The 20971-nt window shown below is 34.3% G+C and carries 10 protein-coding genes; 5 read left to right on the forward strand and 5 right to left on the reverse strand.

Features of this window, described 5'->3' with window-relative positions; translation table 11 throughout:
* The 5 genes from BMW63_RS07340 to BMW63_RS07360 all read right to left on the reverse strand — a co-directional run bounded on the left by BMW63_RS07340 (position 1) and on the right by BMW63_RS07360 (position 14132).
* Positions 1-2148: a PAS domain-containing hybrid sensor histidine kinase/response regulator gene (locus tag BMW63_RS07340; protein ID WP_074722796.1), complete on the reverse strand. Its 2148-nt coding sequence runs from the start codon at positions 2146-2148 to the stop codon at positions 1-3.
* Between the two features lie 82 nt (positions 2149-2230).
* Complete coding sequence (locus BMW63_RS07345) at positions 2231-5005, reverse strand: CheR family methyltransferase (protein WP_074722798.1); 2775 nt, start codon at positions 5003-5005, stop codon at positions 2231-2233.
* Positions 5006-5009: 4 nt separating this feature from the next.
* On the reverse strand, positions 5010-5570 hold the full coding sequence (locus BMW63_RS18395) for a chemotaxis protein CheB (RefSeq protein WP_074722800.1): 561 nt from the start codon (positions 5568-5570) through the stop codon (positions 5010-5012).
* Between the two features lie 375 nt (positions 5571-5945).
* The gene (locus BMW63_RS07355; protein ID WP_074722802.1) at positions 5946-7679 is read right to left on the reverse strand and encodes a response regulator; all 1734 of its coding nucleotides are present in this window, start codon (positions 7677-7679) and stop codon (positions 5946-5948) included.
* Between the two features lie 120 nt (positions 7680-7799).
* On the reverse strand, positions 7800-14132 hold the full coding sequence (locus BMW63_RS07360) for a PAS domain S-box protein (protein ID WP_074722804.1): 6333 nt from the start codon (positions 14130-14132) through the stop codon (positions 7800-7802).
* 167 nt (positions 14133-14299) lie between these two features.
* On the opposite strand from BMW63_RS07360, the gene BMW63_RS07365 reads away from it, so the two are divergent.
* The 5 genes from BMW63_RS07365 to BMW63_RS07385 all read left to right on the forward strand — a co-directional run bounded on the left by BMW63_RS07365 (position 14300) and on the right by BMW63_RS07385 (position 20783).
* Complete coding sequence (locus BMW63_RS07365) at positions 14300-15613, forward strand: TolC family protein (protein WP_074722806.1); 1314 nt, start codon at positions 14300-14302, stop codon at positions 15611-15613.
* Between the two features lie 54 nt (positions 15614-15667).
* Complete coding sequence (locus BMW63_RS07370; protein ID WP_074723024.1) at positions 15668-16756, forward strand: efflux RND transporter periplasmic adaptor subunit; 1089 nt, start codon at positions 15668-15670, stop codon at positions 16754-16756.
* 214 nt (positions 16757-16970) lie between these two features.
* Complete coding sequence (locus tag BMW63_RS07375) at positions 16971-20216, forward strand: efflux RND transporter permease subunit (protein ID WP_074722808.1); 3246 nt, start codon at positions 16971-16973, stop codon at positions 20214-20216.
* A gap of 61 nt (positions 20217-20277) precedes the next feature.
* Positions 20278-20583 carry a hypothetical protein gene (locus tag BMW63_RS07380; RefSeq protein ID WP_074722810.1) on the forward strand — a complete coding sequence of 102 codons (306 nt, stop codon included), beginning with the start codon at positions 20278-20280 and terminating at the stop codon, positions 20581-20583.
* A gap of 14 nt (positions 20584-20597) precedes the next feature.
* Positions 20598-20783, forward strand: coding sequence for a YgaP family membrane protein (locus BMW63_RS07385; RefSeq protein WP_074722811.1), 186 nt, complete (start codon positions 20598-20600; stop codon positions 20781-20783).
* Positions 20784-20971 lie beyond the last annotated feature (188 nt).

A 20971-nucleotide genomic window follows, 5' to 3' on the forward strand; every position in this document is an offset into this window, starting at 1 on the left:
TTACTCCTTCACCCACTTGTGAAGTACGGTTTCCAAATCAGTTATACTAATTGGTTTAGAAATATAATCATTCATACCACATTCTAGACACTTTTCTTTTTCCTCAATAAAAATTCCTGCTGTCAATGCTATTATGGGTGGCGATTCAGAATGACTTAATTTCCTGATTTCCGCCGTGGTTTCAAAACCATTTTTCTTGGGCATTTGGATGTCCATTAAAATAATATCCAGCTGTTCTTTCTTATACAGCTTTATGGCTTCTTTTCCATCTGTCGCTTCAAAAATGATACAATTTGGTATTATTTTTTTTATGAGTTTTTTTGCTAAGAGCATATTAATTCTATTGTCCTCCACAATCAATATTTTTGTGTTCGCCAGATATTCTTTAACGGGTTCTTTATTCTCGTCTATCTGATGAAGGAATGGAATCTGAGTTTCTTTTTCCTTATTTGATTTCTTAAAATCTACCGTAAAATGAAAATCACTTCCTTTTGCATATTCACTCACAAGAAGTAAATTACTGTGCATTAACCCTAACAACTGATTTGAGATTGCTAAACCTAACCCTGTCCCACCAAATTTTTTTGTCGTGGAAAGGTCTTCTTGTACAAACGAATGAAATATCTTTTCCTGATTTTGCTGCTTTATCCCAATACCAGTATCCTTTACTGAAAAATGTATAGTAGAAATGGCGTCGTTATCGGAGGCAATCTTATTAACATTTAGCGCTATAGAACCTTCATTTGTAAATTTTAAGGCATTCCCTATTAAGTTTACGATAATCTGTTTTAGTCGTACCGAGTCAGCAAAGATAAATTGAGGCACGGCCTCACCAATATTTAATGTTAGATCAATGTTCTTTAAATTTGCCTGATGCTTAAAAAGCTTAATTACTTGGTTTGTAAGTGCCAAAATATCTATTTCTTCAATATTCAATTCTAATTTCCCTGATTCAATCTTAGAAAAATCCAATACGTCATTGATAATTTCCATCAATATAATAGCAGACTCATTTACTATATTAATGTATTCAGATTGATTAACATCAAGAACTGTTTTTGTTAATAAATCACTAAATCCTATTATTCCATTTAGAGGAGTACGAATTTCATGACTCATGTTAGTCAGAAAATTAGATTTTGCTTTGTTCGCTTTTTCAGCTAAATTTTTCGCCTTTGTGAGCTCTTTTTGCATTAGTTTTATCTCTGTTATATCAGTAAAACTAATTACAATTTCTGTTAAATTTCCAGTTGAGTCAAATACAGGAAATCCATTTACTAAAAGTAAGATGACCTCTTTCGAATTAGGCTTTTTAACTCCAGCAATAAAGTTTTTAAGTGATTTTTTACTCGCCAAAATTTGGTTTACTGGGTATTTATCAAGCGGTAAAGGCAAATAATTTTCGTCCAAAAATTTCCAATCAAAATCTATTGCTTGTTTTCCTTTCAACTGACCTTTACTCAAACCAAGTAATTCAGAGGCTTTAGGATTACTTATTACTATAGAAGAGTCTGGTGCATGAACAATAATACCTTCAGCTAAATTATTCAAAAGATCTCTGTATTTTTCCTTACTAGTACCTAAGGCAAACTCTGACTCCTTCAGTTCTGTAATATCAATTAATGTTATGTTGCACTGCCCAGGATCTGTTGCAATAACACCCAATAAATGGCCAAAAAAGGATTTCTTATCTTTGGTAATAAGATTGACTTCACAAGACTCTCTACCCTTACTTTTAAATATTTTTTTTAAAAAAGCATTGAATATATTTTTTGTGTCATCAGAAATAAAAAAACCAAATTGACTATTTATTACATTTGAACGATGTATCCCAAGCATATCCAGCCCAGTGAGATTAGCTTCAAGAACATTACCATCAGTAGACAACGTAAAATAACCAGACGGTGAATGATCGTACAATTGGGAATATTTTTCAATAGCCTGCTCTGCTCGCTCTTTTGCTAAAAGCAGTTCTTCATTCTGCATTTGAAGCTCAATCTGATGCACTTCTAATTCATGAATAAGTTTCAATGTCATGGCATCAGAAAGCTTTCCTTCAGATTTCAATTGATTTTTATTTTTTTGCAATTCTTCGGCCTTTAACCTAAGAAGCGCAGTAACTTTCGAATTGTTTTCAGCATTCCCCATCCCTACTAACTATTTTAAATATTATCGCATAAATGATTTAAAGCTTTATTATGGCAATTTTATAATTACTCCTTCGAAACAATTATTTCGAATTTAAGAAAGTAAAGTTACGAATAAAACATTGCATTACTTCATGATTATCAACTATATACATGTTCAATGTAAAATCAACATTAATTTTTTTTCCAGTAGCCGTTTCAATCTGGACTTTTTCATAATTAACCGGCTTCTCCTGCTTTAATTCTTTAAACATATCCTTATTCGATATTATATTTTTTAAAAAATTAATTTCCCAAATTGGTTTATTAACAAATTCTTCTTTTGAATGCCCTAATAACTGCGTCAAAAATGGATTTACATCAGTTATTTTTCCTGTCAAGGCATCGATATAAAATATTCCTTCTTTTGCTGATTCAAAAAGATGATGGTAACGCGTCTCCACTAAAGCCAATGCTTCTTCAATTTGTTTGCGTTCTGTAATATCCCGAATGATACATTGAATTACTTTTTTATTGTTCACCAAGTACGATGTACTGACAAATTCTACTTTAATCTCCTTACCTTTAGCGGTTTGAAGCGGTAAATTCTCATACCGTACGAATTTCTTTTTCTTTAACTCAGAGAACTTTTCTTTATTAGCCACGATATCTTTAAAAGGGCCTATTTCCCATATCGCCTTTTCAACAAATTGTTCATATGAATAACCTAGCATTTCAATTAAATACGGATTAACATCCATAATATTACCTGTTTCTTCATTGAGAATTAGAATTCCGTCTTTAGCCGATTCAAATAAGCGCCGGTATCTATTTTCCATAAGTAATGCTTCTTCCGCCTTTTTTGAAGCAGTGATATCCGTAAATGTGATTACAATACCATCAATGCGATCATCTAATGTTCGATAGGGCATAATTCGCACGTTATACCACCTTCCGTCCTTTGTACCGATTGTGTTCTGAATTGGTGTCAGGTTTTTAATTACACTCCTTGCATCGTTATCCATACTGGGATAATTCAAATCATTCACCAAGTCTGTAAAAGGCCTTCCTGAATCGTTAGATCGAATTTTAAATATTTTGCTTACAGCATCAGTAAACCGGCGTATGTTTAATTCTTTGTCTAGAAAAAGTGTTGCTATTTCAGTACTGTTAAGCAAATTCTTCATGTCATTATTTGCCAGTTCAAAATCACTTAACTTATTTTGAAGTTCTGCATTTACAGTCTGTAACTCTTCGTTTAGACTTTGCATTTCTTCCTTTGAAGTCGTTAATTCTTCATTTGTTGATTGCAATTCTTCGTTTGTTGATTGCAACTCTTCATTAATTGATTTCAGTTCTTCCTGCGAAGCTTGCATTTGTTCCCTTGAAGTTAACAAGTCTTCATTTGACTGCTTCAATTCAGCCTCAAGCTCTTTATGTCTGCTTGATAAATTTGACTTAGTGGTTTTTTGTTTCGATAAAAGCGGATCGACTATCTCATGCTCATCCTTGAAGACGATCATCACCATCCCCTTTAGCTGATCAGGGTTTTCAATTCGCTTAATAGTGATCGTCACATAATTGAAATCTCCACTACTATTTCTAATTTTAATATTTCGAAGGTTAATAGCTTCAGTGCTTTCTAGTGCTTTTTGGAAAGCGTTAGGCAGTTCATTTCTCAAGCCTTCTCGTGCCATTACATGAATATTCCAGTTGGCTTTACCAGCAACGGGTTCAAGATATTTTCCCGTTCTACCAGTAATATAGAGAATATCTCCTCTATCATTTACCAGCACGCTGGCTGGCGCAAATTGTTGAAGTAGGATCTGATCTGCAAGACTTTGAATATTTTCGACCACTTTAGGAGTATTAGTCATTTCTTTGGTTATTGTTTTATTACTTGAAAAAGAGCTGGGAAAACCCGTTAATTCTGATGTTAGAGCTATCTTAGTACGTTTATAAAGTTTTAATTTACCATCTAGAACTTTAAACCCTTCATTATTTCGGGCTATGGCTTCGGCGGAGCCCAATACCATGATACCTCCTGGCAGAAGACTATAGTTAAACAATTCGATTAGCTTTTTTTGTAGAGGCGGCTCCATGTATATCAACATATTACGACACATCAATATATTAAGTTTTGTAAAAGGAGGATCTTTGATTACGTTATGAGGTGCAAAAACAAGCATTTCTCGTATCGCTGAAATCACGCGGTATCCGTCTACTTCGACATTGAAGAACTTGCTAATTCGTTCAGGTGAAACATCTACAATAATATTAGTGGTAAAAAAACCTCGACGTGCCTTTTCAATGGCATCCGTATCTAAATCCGTGGCAAAAATTTGCAACGTAATATTCCTGTGTTTAACAGTACTTTCCATAACTTCCTTGAAGGCTATCGCTAGCGAATATGCCTCTTCGCCTGTGGAACAGGCAGTAATCCATGCCCGTAGTACATATCCTTCCGGTAAGTCTTTAATAAGTTCAGGCAGAATAGTGCTTGTGAGCTCGTCCCAAACAGCTGTGTCACGAAAGAAGCTGGTTACCCCTATTAATAATTCTTTAAAAAGCAACTCAATTTCTTTAGGGTTTTCCTGTAAGAAATGAACATAATCTTCTGTGCTACCCAATTGATGGACTCCTTTACGCCTTTCGATGCGGCGCATTAAAGTTGTTTTTTTATACAATAAAAAATCATGACCAGTGTGTTCTCGCAGTAAGATGATAATTTTTTGGAGACTACTTCTATTTTTGACGTTTATATCTGAATCTTTTTGAATTTCTAGTGTGTGCTGGAGAAGCGTAATTAGTTTAGCAGGTAACTCTTCTACCGGTGCCACAATATCAACTAATACTGCCTCTGTAGCATTTAGAGGCATTGAGTTAAACTTTGCGGTTGCAGGCAGGATCCTGAACTAAAACAAATCCCTGCTGTTCTTTAATTGATTTAATTCCTAAACTCCCATCCGAACCCATTCCTGAGAGAATAATTCCAACACTTTTACCTAATCTATCAAGCGCCAATGAACGAAAGAAGATATCGATTGGTAAACGCAACCATCGGGTTTGAATAGGGGCAAATAGATGCAAGGCACCGTTTAATATTGTCAAACTTTTATTTGGAGGAATTACATAGATATGATTGAGTTTTACCGTAAGTTGATCAGCTGCCTGTAGTACTTTCATGGAAGTGACCCGTTGCAATAGCTCTGGCAAAATTCCAACATGAGTAGGATCGAGATGTTGAATAACGACGAATGCCATACCAGGATTTTGCGGCATGTTTTTAAAAAAAACTTCCATTGCCTCTAGTCCTCCTGCGGAAGCTCCTATACCAATGATGGGGAAGTCACTGCGCCCGTCTTTGTCCATGGTTTTAGTTTTTGCTGTTTTAGAAATGGCTTCTTCTTCCTGCAGAATTTGTTTATTCTCTATCTTTTTCATTATGATATTGCGCTATTATAAATCAAGCATCACGCTAATTAAGCATAAATGTAATTTATTATTTTTTAAACGTAGAATATTAATATCGAAAAACAGTTGCTTATACACTTAATGTAAAGACAAAATAGCATTAAATCATTTAAATGGTATTCGAATAAAAATCAAACAATGATTTCGAGTTGATAACATAATTCAAAATCCAGTCAATAGTATAGTGATTTAAAAGTGCGTACTATCTTAGTTGCAAACTGCTTATCAACACACCCGCCTCTACATAAATAATGCGAAATATTTACAATGTAAGAATGTTTTTTAAACTTTTAAAAACTGATCTTACACTATGATTCTTCAGATTCAAAAGTCTGAAAACAAATGTTATTTAGTTAACCATTTGAGTAATACTTTTTCTAAATCTGATATAATAATAGGCTTTGGCAGATAGTCACTCATTCCTGATTCAAAACATTTCTCTTTGTCTTCAGTCATTATTCCGGCTGTTATGGCAACAATTGGAGTTTGTGCCCCATTAGACAATAACCGAATCTCTTTGGTTGCTTCATATCCATTTTTGTTGGGCATCTGAATATCCATTAATATGATATCTGGTTTTTCCTTTTTAAATTGCAGTACGGCCTCATTTCCATCTCCTGCCACAAAAACAATTGCGTTTGGCATTATTTTCTTTACCAATGTCCTTGCTAATAAAATATTTATTTTATTATCCTCTACTATTAAAACCTTCTTTTTAGAAAGCATTTTAAAAGGAATAACACGGTTACTAATGATTGAATTAATTGAACAATTAACACTTTGTTTAGCGTTCACCTTCTTGAATTGAATAGCAAAAAAGAAATTGCTTCCTTCTCCTACTTTACTCTTTAATTGCAATTTACTATCCATTAAGGCTAAAAGTTTGTTTGATATAGATAGTCCTAAACCAGTCCCGCCATATCGGCGACTTGTAGAATTGTCTTCTTGAATAAAAGACTTAAATATTTTTTTATTATTACTCTCCTTTATACCAATACCCGTATCTTTTAAAGAGAAATTAAATATACAGGAATCTTTACTTCCAGAGGGAGTTTCAGAGATATCCAAAGTAATTTTTCCTGTATCGGTAAATTTTAACGCATTGCCTATCAAGTTTACTAATATTTGTTTTAGCCGGGGCGCATCTGCTTGAATATAATGTGATACTTTGTAATCGATATTAAGGACTAAATCTATCTTCTTCCTTATCGCCTGACATTTAAACAAATCAATAACTTGTTTAGTTAGTTCATAGATATCTGTCTTTATAATTTCCAGTTCTAATTTACCAGCTTCAATTTTAGAAAAGTCTAATACATCATTCACAATATGCATTAGCAGTATGGATGATTCGTTAACTGTCGACACATATTCCAGATGATTCTTTTCTAGATTTGATTTCATTAACAAATCGGTGAAACCAATTATTCCATTTAAGGGTGTTCTAATTTCGTGACTCATATTAGCCAAGAAATCCGTTTTAGTACTGTTAGCTACTTCTGCCTCTTCTTTTGCTTTAATTAATTCAATCTCCATCAACTTTCGCTCGGTAATATCAATTACGGAGATATGACAATGCTCCGTATTTTGATCTACAATACCTGTAATGTAAACATATAAAGTTTCATGTTCGTTATTTATAATGGCGACTTCACAAGATTCTTTTTTCGAGTATTCAAACACTTTTTCCAAAAAAAGATTGAAAGTTGGTTTGGTATCATCTGAAACAAAAAAACCAAACCGACTATTTACCAATTTAAATCGGTCTTTTCCTAATAGCTCGGCGCCGGCCCGATTTAGTTCGACGATATCTCCATCCTTATTGATTGTAAAATAACCCGAAGGCAAAAAATCGTATAGTTCAGTATATTTCTGAGTGGCCGTATCGGCTTGACCCTTGGCTAATGCAAGTTCTGCATTTTGCATTTCTAGTTCAATCTGATGTACTTCTAATTCATGGACAAGTCTAATCACGTCGCTGTCAACTAAATTAAAAGCTGACTTCTCATTCCTCTGTATTGCTTCTGCCTTTTGACGAAGAGTTAGGACTTCCTGTATATTATCTTTGCCATTTTCCATAAATAAATACTTTATTTTCAATAAATTTAAATAAAAATTATCATTCTTTTATAAAAAAGACTTAATCCTTATCCATAACTAGGATAAATAATAAACTTTAATTTTTGAAAAAAAAATAGCTTATTTATTCAACCACTTAATTAATAGTTGTTTTAAATCAACTTCAATTATAGGTTTTGATAAATAATCGTCCAACCCTGCCTCCAGACATTTTTCTTTATCACCACTCATTATACCTGCTGTAATTGCAATAATTGGAGTACTTGGACCGCCTTGTAGCCGTCTAATTTCGTAAGTGGCTTCGTATCCATTTTTATTCGGCATTTGAATATCCATCAAAATAATATCCGGTTTTTCCTTCTCATATTGTGCTACAGCTTCGTTTCCGTCCCTAGCTTCATAGATAGTGCAATTAGTAATTATTCTTTTAACAAGCGTTTTTGCTAAAAGCATATTGATTCTATTATCCTCAACAATTAGAACCCTTTTATCACTAATGCTTCCCATTGCGATATCTTCAGTTATGTTAATGTATTCAGAAGTTCTTTTATTGTTACTTTTTAATTTTTTAAATTCAATTTCGAAGAAAAAATCACTTCCATCACCATACTTACTGATCAATTGTAATTTACTCCCCATTAATGCTAACAACTGATTTGAAATCGACAACCCTAATCCTGTTCCTCCAAACTTTCGACTGGTTGAGTTATCTTCTTGCACAAATGAATTAAATATTTTATCCTTATTAGCTACTTTGATTCCAACGCCTGTGTCTTTTACTGAAAATTTTAAAATTGTGTTTTTCTTATCCAATGCCGCTATCTCAGTGATGTCTAAACGTATTTCTCCAAAACTTGTGAATTTTAATGCATTACTCAATAAATTTACCAAAATTTGTTTGAGCCTAACAGAATCTGCCATTATATTTTCTGGAACATTCTCACTTAGATTTAATACTACACCAATGTTTTTCTGGTTCGCTTGATAGCTGAATAAATCAATGACCTGACGCGTTAATTTATACAGACTAATTTTTTCAATATTCAATTCTAGTTTACCGGATTCTATTTTAGAAAAATCCAAAACATCATTTACAATCTGCATTAAAGAAGTGGCAGACTCATTAATCGTCGACATATATTCTAACTGATTTTTTTCCATTTCTGATTTCATCAATAAATGGGTAAATCCTATGATACCATTCAATGGCGTTCTAATTTCATGGCTCATATTCGCTAGAAAATCAGTTTTGGCCTTGTTTGCTGCTTCAGATTGTTCTTTTGACTTCACTAATTCAATTTCCATTAATTTTCGTTTCGTAATATCAATAAAGCTAATTACAATTTCAGTGATTGCACCTTTGCTTTCTTGAAAAGCAAAACCATTAACTAATAGCCATACAATATCATTTGTTAACGGTCGATTTACTCCAACAGTCACATTATTTATTGAACTTTTAGATTTTAAAATTTGATTTATCGGGTAATCTTCAACTAGCATTTCACCCCCTTCTTCATTAATAAATTTCCACGCTGAGTCAGTAGCTATTTTTCCCTGCATTTGATCAACCGTTATTCCTAGCAATTCAATTGCTTTTTCATTACTCATGATAATCGATGTATCTGGTCTATGAACAATAATCCCAGCATCGAGATTTTGCAATAATCCACGATATCGTTCCTCACTTTTCGCCAGTGATTCATCGATAAGTTTAACCTTTGTAATATCACGAGAAAGGCAGATAAAATGGATTTCATTATCAACCGTTTCCTTCATAGGAGCTATTGATAGTTCATACCAACGCAATTCATTTTTTTTCTCCAAAGAATATTGACGCCCAGTTGAAAATCCTTTTTCAGCTGCTTCTTGGATGGCTGAGAAAGCTAAATTAGTAGCATCAGGAGGTAATATATCAGAAATTTTCTTACCGATAAATCGATTTGTTGGTTCCACAATGGAATCTTTAAGATGCGAATGATAGTTGTATATGGTACCGTCTAAACCAACTTCTAACATTAGATCTGGAATCGCTTCAATAATTGCCTCTAACTTTTTATTAGACTTTTTGAAATCTTCTTCGGCTTTTTTGCGTTCACTTATGTCTCTAACTATTGCTACAATTCGTCCGTCAGTGAGCATTTTGGCAGAAATTTCTACTGGTACCGATGTTTGATCCTTTCGCAACATATCACGCTCAATTGAAGTTCGTTCTCCATTTAACAATTCTTTTTGCATCAATGGTCTACGTATAAGCGTAACATTTGTATAAAGGTCTGTAATATTTTTTTTACACAATTCTTCTTTAGTATAACCAAGCATAGCGCACGCGCTTTTATTCACTTCGAGAAGATTTCCTGATACGTCATTAATAAAAATAGCATCTGAAGCTTGCTCAACAAGACTACCGTATTTTTCTTCACTATTAATTAATTGTTCTTTTATATTTTTTAATTCGGTAATCTCCGTCATTGATCCATTTAAACGAATTGCTTTTCCATATTCATCTCTGGATATTACCCCTCTATCGTAAAATATTCCATAACTCCCATCAAATTTTTGAAAACGGAATTCATCTGACCAAAAATTTGAAGTTCCTGCATAAGACTCCTCAAGATTTTTTATAACCCTTTCTCTATCATCCGGATGAACCTTTGATCGCCATATAAAACTGTTGTTTTTACCATTAGGCAAACTACTTCCAAAGCCTAAGAGATCCGAAAAAGCTTGATTGTTCCAACTTTCTTCCGTCAATATATCATATTCAAACACTGCATCATTAGTGGCACGTGAAATCATTTCAAATCGTTGGTTTGCTTTTTTAATTTCTTCTTCTGCCTTTTTCCGGTCTGTTAAGTCAAAGCCCATACCCAAAAGGCATCTTTTTCCTTCATATTCTATTGCTAAAGAATTGATATAATAGTGTACCTTCTTTTTTGTTTTCGTAGAGAATTCAACCTCAATACCAGGAGATTCTTTTTTAAATACATTCTTAATTCTTTTTCTAATCCTATCCTTCTCATTCTCATCATAGAAATCCACTGGCTTCATTTGACTAATTTCATGGCCGTTATACCCCGTAATAGTCTCAAAATTTGTATTCCATTTCACAAATTTTCCAGCTTCATCATAGAGATAAAATATTCCAGGTAGATTATTTATTATCGTTTCTGAAAGTAGTTTTTCTTTAAAAATTAAATCTTCAGCTATTTTACGTTTTGTAATATCGGTAATGGTTCCTATATAACCCACAATCTGATTTTCTTTATTTCGCTCTGGCGTTGCCTGTCCCATCACCCAAGCAATAGTACCATCAGGTTTTATAAACCGATATTCAGATAATGATTTTTCATTATTTATGGTAGCATTTTCCCAACCATTAAGAATAGAGCTCCTATCTTCTTCATGAACGGCGTTAAGCCATCCATTCCCCAAAGCTTCATCAAATGAAAGCCCTGAAATTTGAGTCCAACTTGGATTAACATAATTGGTATACCCAGCCGCATCCGTACGAAATATTCCCACTGGAGATACCTCCGTAAGTGTGTGGTATCTTTTTTCACTTTGAAAAATAGCCTCTTCCGCTTTTTTATTTTGAATTTCTTTTTCAAAAACTTCCAAAGCAAAAGACACATCGTCAGTGGCTTTATTTAACAATTCAATTTCTTCGTCATCAAAAAAGTTTTTATCGCTTGCATAGAAACTAAAAACACCTATTACTTTACCGCTCCTTTTAATAGGTGAGGACAGTACTGAATTGTAGCCTCGGCTAAGCGCGTCTTCGCTCCATGGCTTCATTAAACTGCAATCTTCAATATCATTACAAACAACATATTTCCCCTCTCTTATTGCTGTTCCCGCCGGACCCCTTCCTTCAGGAATATCCTTAGTCGAAATCGTTTTGATGACAGAGTGATATCCGTTATCCTCGCCCGCAATCATTACAGGTATCACTTTAGCTGTATTCTCTTCATGCAAACCAATCCATGCCATTCTAAACTTACCCACCTCAACCGCAATAGTACATGCTTCCTTAAAAAGCATTTCTTCATTAGTGGCGCGAACAATAACCTGATTAATTCTACTGATAAATGAATAAAGTCGATTGACTTTTACTAGTTTTTGTTCTTCTTGTAATCGCTCCGTTATATCCGTAACGATACCGTGACAAATTACCGTTCCTTCCGCTTCAACTACTGGCAAAGAATTTACCTCATGCCACACTAATCCTTTTGATGGATGAAAATAGCGATACCTGCCTTTAAGAGGAACCAACTTAGACTTAGTTACTTTAATTTTTTTAGTCACCATTTCTAAATCCTCGGGATGAATCAATGCAAAAATCTTTTCTGGATGATTCTCTATTTCTGCATGATTGAATCCATAAATATCCTTTAATGCCTTACTAGCATAAGGATAACTTAACGATCCATCGCTGTTTTGACGCATGGAGTAAATTAAACCAGGCGATGTAGCAGCGATTTTAGCAAATTTATCCCTTTCTTTTATTAAGGACTCGATTGCTTCTTTTGTTACTGTTATATCCTTTAAGTTAGCTATAATACCATTAACTCCACTGTCATCTATCATATTAGTAACAACTCCTTCTAACCATATGTAATTTCCGTTTTTATGCTTTACCTGAAACAATAAAGGAATTGGTTTTCCTGGACTAGTTATCGCTTTTTCTAACATCTTGTAGACATACTCTAAAAAATCTGGATGAAAATAATCTTCATCCGCAATTGCATCAAATTCTTCATTTGTATAACCAGTGACACGGGCAGATGAAGGACTTCTAAAAATAACTTTAAGTTCTTTATTTACAACAGTGATTATTCCTTGATTATTCTCTACTAAAGCTCTAAAACGTTTTTCATTTTTTTCAACAATAGCCTCAGAATATTTCTTTTCGGTAATATCTCTAAAAAAGTTTGACATACCGTCAGCTGATGGGTAAAAATGATTTTCTAACCACTGGCTGTTATTATAAAAATATTCAAAACAATAATATTCATTAGTCGCTTTAGCTTTATTAAATGCATCTCCTAAACTTGAGTTCATCGCTTCTGGAAATTCTGTCCAGATATTCTTCCCAATCATTTTCGCAGGATTACAGCCCATAATTTCACCCGCTTTTTTATTCATATAGGTATAACACCAGTTGTTATCTAGTGCCACAAAAGCATCTGTTATACGCTCAAATGTATTGGTGAGTAATTCATTTGCTCGTTTAATTTCAGTAATATCTTTAACAAAACCCATAAACCGATTTTCAGAAAGTTTTACTGAATCAACGCGAGACCATATAATTTCTCCTGACTTATGAATTATTTTAAACTCTCCTTTTGACCCTCCTACTTTTTTTACTTTATTAAAACACATCCCCAAATCTTCAAGAGATTCGTGAAATGTTATATCCATCATTGATAATGTTAAAAGCTCTTCTTCTGAATAACCAAGAATTGAAGATACAGCTTTATTTACCTCAATAAAACTACCAGTTTCATCAGCTATAAAAATTCCATCTGGAGCATTTTCAATATAATTTTTAAATTTTCGGTTACTTTCTTCTTCTACTAATTTTAGTTTTAATTCTGTTTTTTTTTGTCTTATTGCATCAAGTTCTTCTGTAATTTGTCTTTTTTCAGTAATGTCTTGCGTATTCCCTCGTAGACCAATTACATTTCCATTTTCATCAATAATTGGGTAAACAATTGCATGAACCCATTTTGTTTTATTGGTATTAATAATGGCACATTGCTCTGCCTCAAATGGTTTTTTGTCAATTTTAGATTGCTTAACTTTATTAAAAAATATATCAACATCTGATTTTGAAAATCGATTTACATATTCCTGAAATAAATCTTGATTATCCTTTTTTTCTAATTCATAAATCGAATACAATTCGTTAGACCAAATCATTTTATGATCTAAATAATTGTACTCCCAACTTCCTATTTTTGATATTTTTTGAGCGTTTTCAAGTAGTTCCTCACTTTCTAATAAATCAGCCTCTGCTTTTTTAATTTTAGTAACATCTCGTCCTATTGCATAAATAATCTCTTTTGAGGAATCTACGCTTGTTGTCCATTGTATACAAACAATTTTTCCGTTTTTTTGGACAAATCTATTTTCAAAGTGTAATGAAGAAATTCCTTGCCCCAATTGTTCTAGTTCAGCATTCGATTTATCTACATCATCAGGATAGACTAATGAAATGAAAGGGATGCTCATCAATTCTTGTTTCGTATAACCCAATATTTTTACAAAAGCAGTATTTATTTCTTTAAAAAAACCATCAGTCCCAGCTAAACAAATTAAATCTAAAGATTCATTAAAGTAGAACTCAAAATTAGTCATTAAACGCTCTTTTTCACGTAATCGATTAATTTCAAATTCTTGATCTTTTGTTATTTTGAGTAACTCATCATAAGTTAGTTTTTCTTCTTTCATACTCATTCTTAAAAATCATAAATTATTTACGCTAAATATAATAAAAATTTATTTAGATAAATTCTTAAATCATTTAATAAAACAGTAAACTTAATCGAGTGTGACATTTGTTACTGTGTACCCAATCTTGTGAATTTATCTTTGTCTAATAATTAGAAATAAAAATTATGAAGAAAATAAATTTAATAGTACTATTTGGGATAATTTTCATGTCATCAATTAGTTATAGTCAAGATACATTGGCTATTTCTAAAACTGATCTTTGGCAGAAAGTTGCCGATAAAAATTTACAAATTAAGATTGCAGATCAGGAGTTTAAATCGGCACAAGCAGATTACAGACAATCCAATTCTCTTTTCTTACCGAATATTTCTGCCTCACATACAGCGATTTCGACTACAAATCCTTTAATGGCTTTTGGGTCTAAGCTGAATCAAGAAATTTTAACGGCTTCCGATTTTGATCCTAATTTATTGAATAATCCAAATCGTACTACAAACTTTGCCACTAAAATTGAAATTCTACAACCCATCATCAACATAGATGGATTGTATGGAAGACAGGCGGCAAGAGCTAAGATGAATGCATATTCACTACAAACGGAACGTACCAAAGAATACCTGGAACTGGAAGTAAACAAATCGTTTATGGAATTGCAATTGGCCTATAAAGCTGTTGTCGTTTTAGAAAAAGCAAATGCAACTGCGGCAGAAAACTTGAAGTTAATAGGAAACTATTTCAAACAAGGGATTCTTCAAAAAACAGATTTGCTATCCGTACAAGTTCGCGTAAGTGAAATAAAAAACCAATTGCAATATGCAAAAAGTAATGTGCAAAACGCCTCTGATTACTTGGCTTTTTTGTTGAATGAAAATCTTGGAGACAAAGTATACAAGCCTGCCGAAGCTCTAGAAAACACCATTACCATACAAACGATTAACACTTCCCTTTCGGCAAACAGAAAAGATATTCAAGCGATGGATCAGTCTACTGAAGCCTATCAAAAAATGTTGCTATCGAGTAAAATGACTTTCTTACCTCGTTTAAATGCTTTTGGAAGTTATGAATTGTACGATGACACCCTTTTTGGGACTAATGCAAAAGGATATGTAGTAGGAGCTCAACTATCATGGAATGTATTTGACGGTTATAAATCAATTGGAAAAATGGAAAAAGCGAAAGCTGATTTCCAAAAAGCGGAGATAGAAACTCAACAATACAAAGCGAAAAGCCAACTGGAATTGAACAAAGCGAACCGCCAACTTAATGATGCTGAGAACAAGGTGAATCTATCTAAGTTAGATCTGGAACAATCACAAGAAGCGTATAGAATAAGAAGCAATCGTTTTACTCAAGGATTAGAAAAAACGACCGACTTATTACAATCTGAAACGCAGATGTTCAAAAAAGAACTGGACTATTTACAAGCTGTTTTTGAATACAATTACACTCAGGAATATTTACAGTTTTTAACAAAATAAAAGTCAATTTCAATGACAATTTCAAAAATCAATTTCAATTTTAAAAGTAATATAATGAAGAACTTTTTATTTAAAACGACAATAATCGCTTCCCTTTTTGTTCTACTTATTTCCTGTAACGGAGAGAAAAAAGAAGCTGTGGCGGAATCTCCTGCAATTGCAGTTAAAGTAAGTGGCGTTGCTGAAAATGACAACAGTCCATTTGTAAGTGCAAGTGGAAAAATTGAAGCAGAAAACAGCGCTGATTTAAGTACACGAATGATGGGTTATGTAACTAAAGTTTATGTACAAATAGGACAACAAGTAAAAGCAGGACAATTATTGGTAAGCATCAATAATTCTGATTTACTGGCAAAAAAAGCACAGGTTGATGCTAGTATTCTTCAAGCTACCGCCGGATATAACAATGCTAAAAAAGACTACGATCGTTTTGTCGCTTTGTTCAAACAACAAAGTGCTTCCCAAAAAGAACTAGACGATATGACGGCTCGATATGAGATGGCAAAAGCAGGATTAGAAGGGGCCAGACAAATGCGAAATGAGGTAATGGCACAATTCAATTACTCTAATATCACAGCGCCGTTTTATGGAGTGGTGACTAACACTTTTGTAAAAGAAGGTGATATGGCAAATCCTGGAATGCCTTTAATAAGTGTTGAAGGTGCTTCAAAACTGCAAGTAACAGCCATGGTTTCTGAAGGTGATATCACTTCTATCAAGAAAGGAATGCCGGTAACCGTTTTAGTAAAATCGTCTAACGAAAAACTGACTGGTAAAGTAAGTGAAGTAAGCGTTTCTGCTAAGAATACTGGAGGACAATATTTAGTCAAAATAAATTTAGACAAAACAGACAGCGCTGTTTTATCTGGAATGTTTGTCAATGTACAATTCCCAGTGGAAAACAAAAGTACTACTACTCTAAATACAATGGTTTTAGTTCCTGAAAGTGCTTTAGTAAGACAAGGACAACTTACTGGAATCTATACTGTAGGAAATGAAAACGTAGCGCTTCTAAGATGGTTGAGAACAGGAAAAACATTTGGAGATAAAGTGGAAGTATTATCCGGATTATCAGCTGATGAAAACTATATCATCTCTGCCGAAGGAAAATTATTCAACGGAGCGAAGGTTAGCATTCAATAAGCAGTGGTCAGTATTCAGTGATCAGTGATCAGTAGATAGTGGTCAGTGGTCAGTGGTCAGTCAAAAATAGTTGTTAATACCGCGTGAGGGATAGCAGTGAAAATCCTTTTTCGTCAGTTCGAGTTTCCGCTTTTTAGCGGAAGTATCGAGAACAAGAAAAAGATTGTAACGAATAGCCCGACCCTTGTGGTCACGCCCAAATAAATAAAATATTATGCAAGAAGGAATTTCAGGTAAAATTGCCAACTTTTTCATCAACTCAAAACTAACTATTTTGATGATGATTGGTTTGATGATCATTGGGGTTTATAGTTCTTTTCTTATTCCAAGAGAAGAAGAGCCACAAATTAATGTCCCGATGGCTGATGTCATGGTGGGATATCCAGGAGCGAGCCCTACCGAGGTAGAAAGCCGTGTGGCAAAACCGCTGGAGAAAATCATCTCAAATATCAAAGGGGTTGAGCACGTGCATACGATGGCCATGAATGGTCAGGCGATGCTTATCGTTCAATTTTATGTAGGTCAAGATGTGGAGCGTTCGTATGTAAAATTATACGACGAATTAGCAAAACACGAAGACATGTTCCCAAAAGGAGTGTACAAACCAATGGTAAAAACACGTTCTATTGATGATGTACCCATGCTTGGGATCACGCTTTGGAGCGATAAAATGGATGATTTTCAATTGCGCCAAATTGCCGAAGAAGTAACCTCGGAAGTAGAAAAAGTAAAAGATGTTGCCATCACCAAAGAAATTGGCGGAAGAAGCCGTGTACTAAAAGTGATTTTAGACAAAGATAAAATGGCAGAGAACGGCATCGACCCTATGGGTATTATGCAAATGATTCAAGCGAATAACAGCAGTTCTCAATCCGGGAGTTTTGTCAATACCGATGAAGAATATTTGATTACGACAGGGAAGTTCTTAACGTCAGCTGACGATGTAGAAAATCTGGTTGTAGGTGTTAATAAAAATATGCCTGTTTACTTAAAACAAGTCGCAACGGTTCAAGACGGCCCTTCTACGGCAAAAAGCTATGTATCCTTTGGCTACAGTAAATCAAACGAAAAATACAAAGACGCAAAATCAGAATATCCTGCCGTAACCCTATCTGTTGGTAAGGTAAAAGGCGCTGATGCGATGAAAATTTCGGAGAAAATCATTGACAAAGTAGAACATTTAAAAACAACTATAATACCTAATGATGTTCATGTTGAAGTAACCCGTAATTACGGTGAAACAGCATCAGATAAAGTAGGTGAATTGTTGCTGCACTTAGGTATCGCTATTTTGGCCGTTACTATTTTAGTAATGTTTGCCATGGGCTGGCGAGGTGGATTAGTGGTATTCTTCTCGGTTCCATTAACATTTGCTTTGACATTATTCAGTTACTATATGCTGGATTATACGTTGAACCGAATCACGCTTTTTGCCTTGGTTTTTGTGGTGGGAATTGTCGTTGATGATAGTATTATTATCGCAGAGAATATGCACAGGCATTTTAAGATGAAGCGATTACCATTTAAACAAGCCGCTATTTACGCGATAAATGAAGTAGGAAATCCAACGATTTTAGCGACATTTACGGTTATTGCAGCTATTTTACCCATGGCGTTTGTATCTGGAATGATGGGACCATATATGAGTCCGATGCCTATAGGCGCTTCGATTGCGATGATATTATCACTGTTTGTTGCCTTGACGGTTACGCCTTATTTAGGCTATCATTTACTGCAAGAAAAAGACGAGCAAGGACATAAAGAAGCCGAAGGTTTAGAAACTAGTTTCATTTATAAAATGTACAACAAGCTAGAGCGTCCTTTACTAGAAAGCAGCATGAAACGAAGAGTGCTTGTGGGAGTGACTGTTTTATTACTATTTGGTTCTGTTGGTATGTTTTTTACCAAGTCAGTTTTGGTGAAAATGTTGCCTTTTGATAATAAAAACGAATTTCAAGTCGTAATTGATATGCCCGAAGGAGCGACTCTGGAAAGAACAGCAGCCGTTACTAAAGAAATTGCACAGTATTTAACCACAATCCCAGAAGTTGTTGATTATCAAAACTACATTGGAACCTCGGCTCCAATCACTTTTAACGGATTAGTACGTCATTATGATTTACGTGGTGGAAGTAATATGGCTGATATTCAAGTGAATTTATTGCACAAAGAAGATCGAAAATTACAAAGTCACGACATTGCCAAAAATGTACGTCCATATATTCAAAAAATTGCCAAGAAATATGGTGCGAATGTAAAAATTATCGAAGTTCCGCCAGGACCTCCTGTATTATCGACATTGGTAGCTGAGATTTATGGTCCCAATTACAAAGACCAAATTAAAGTGGCACAACAAGTAAAAGATATTTTGCATAAAACAGAAGGTATCGTAGATATCGACTGGACTGTGGAAGATAATCAAACGGAATACAAACTGGAAGTAGACAAGGAAAAAGCAATGCTGAATGGGATTGCACCGCAACAAATAGTGGGGAATTTGACTTATCTATTGAAAGAATATCCTGTTTCTAATTTGTATGCTGAAAATTCTAATGACAATGTGGGGATTGTTCTTTCGCTTGACGACAAAGACAAAACGAGCTTGCAAGACATTCAGAACCTGAAAATAAAAGGAAGTCAGGGGAATATGATTCCGGTGAGTGATTTGGTAAAAGTAAAAACAGATACTTTACAAAAAACCATTTATAGAAAAGATCAAAAACGTGTGGTTTATGTAACCGCTGATATGGCTGGAGCATTAGAAAGTCCCGTGTATGCTATTCTGGGAATGACGGAGAAACTGGATAAAATGAAAATTCCAAAAGGATACAAAGTCAATGAATTGTACATGGAACAACCCACAGATGAAAGTGATTTTACGGTAAAATGGGATGGGGAATGGCAGATTACATTAGAAGTATTCCGTGATTTAGGAGTAGCCTTTCTAGTAGCTATCGTGATTATTTATATGTTGATTGTGGGCTGGTTCCAGAACTTCAAAACACCAATGGTGATGATGCTTGCGATTCCGCTATCCTTAATCGGAATTGTGTTTGGGCATTGGTTATTAGGCGCTTATTTTACAGCAACTTCTTTTATTGGTATGATTGCCTTGGCAGGTGTTATGGTGAGAAATTCAGTTTTACTGATTGACTTTATCGAAATAAGATTGAATGATGGCGTACCGTTAAAACAAGCGATTATTGAGGCTGGAGCAGTAAGAACCTCTCCTATTCTATTGACAACAGGTGCAGTAGTTATTGGAGCTTCTATTATTTTATTTGATCCGTTATTTCAAGGATTGGCGATTTCGTTAGTATTTGGAGCCATTGTTTCTACTATTCTAACATTGATTGTCGTGCCCATAATTTACTATGTGACGGAGAGAAAGAAATGGGAATCCTCCCCCAGCCACTCCGAAGGAGGGGAGCTAGAACCTAAAAAAGAAACTATTGTATAATTTTAATTACTCCAATTTCCTCCCCTTTGGGGAGGTCAGCTGGGGAAAATAATATAACTCTATGAAACTACTAATTATCACCGCAATTAAAGCATTTGACGCAGCAGTCAAAAAAATGCTAAAACAAGCAGAAGTACAAACTTTTAGCTACAAGGATGTAACAGGATTTAAAGATATTTCTGAAGTGTCAATGGAAGGAAATTGGTTTGGAAGCGAAATGAGCGAAAACGAATCCATATTGTATTACGCCTTTGTAGACAACGGAAATGTAGATACATTGATTGAAAAAGTGAATGAATTCAATGCGAAACAAGAAAGTTTGTCAAACATTCATGTGGCAGTATTAAATATTGAAAAACACAATTAATAAAATTATAAAATATGAAAAACAAAGTTTTTAGAATACTAGTAGGATCATTTATCTTAATCAGTCTATTATTATCCGTTTACGTTAATCAAAACTGGTTGTGGTTCACGGCTTTTATAGGAGTCAATTTAATTCAATCCGGTTTTACCAAATGGTGTTTACTGGAAACTATTTTATCCAAAATCGGACTGAAAGACTAATTCCCATTTATATAAATCTAAACCCCGATTTGCCACAAGCAGCTCGGGGTTTTTTATGCGCTTATTTTTTTGGGCGTGTCCCCACCTACACTCCGTTGCGGTGCGGTCGGGCTATACGCTATATCTTTATGGCTTGAAGAAACGCCATAAAGGATGCCGCTTCTATCCCTCACGCAAAACACAACAGC

This window comes from Flavobacterium frigoris, from assembly GCF_900111075.1.
Lineage (GTDB): Bacteria > Bacteroidota > Bacteroidia > Flavobacteriales > Flavobacteriaceae > Flavobacterium > Flavobacterium frigoris.

Bases quoted from the DNA above. Each gene is read 5' to 3' on its own strand.
- BMW63_RS07375 (WP_074722808.1), top strand. From the start codon at position 16,971: ATGCAAGAAGGAATTTCAGGTAAAATTGCCAACTTTTTCATCAACTCA.
- BMW63_RS07370 (WP_074723024.1), top strand. From the start codon at position 15,668: ATGAAGAACTTTTTATTTAAAACGACAATAATCGCTTCCCTTTTTGTT.
- BMW63_RS07340 (WP_074722796.1), bottom strand. From the start codon at position 2,148: ATGGGGAATGCTGAAAACAATTCGAAAGTTACTGCGCTTCTTAGGTTA.
- BMW63_RS18395 (WP_074722800.1), bottom strand. From the start codon at position 5,570: ATGAAAAAGATAGAGAATAAACAAATTCTGCAGGAAGAAGAAGCCATT.
- BMW63_RS07365 (WP_074722806.1), top strand. From the start codon at position 14,300: ATGAAGAAAATAAATTTAATAGTACTATTTGGGATAATTTTCATGTCA.
- BMW63_RS07345 (WP_074722798.1), bottom strand. From the start codon at position 5,005: ATGCCTCTAAATGCTACAGAGGCAGTATTAGTTGATATTGTGGCACCG.
- BMW63_RS07360 (WP_074722804.1), bottom strand. From the start codon at position 14,132: ATGAAAGAAGAAAAACTAACTTATGATGAGTTACTCAAAATAACAAAA.
- BMW63_RS07380 (WP_074722810.1), top strand. From the start codon at position 20,278: ATGAAACTACTAATTATCACCGCAATTAAAGCATTTGACGCAGCAGTC.
- BMW63_RS07385 (WP_074722811.1), top strand. From the start codon at position 20,598: ATGAAAAACAAAGTTTTTAGAATACTAGTAGGATCATTTATCTTAATC.
- BMW63_RS07355 (WP_074722802.1), bottom strand. From the start codon at position 7,679: ATGGAAAATGGCAAAGATAATATACAGGAAGTCCTAACTCTTCGTCAA.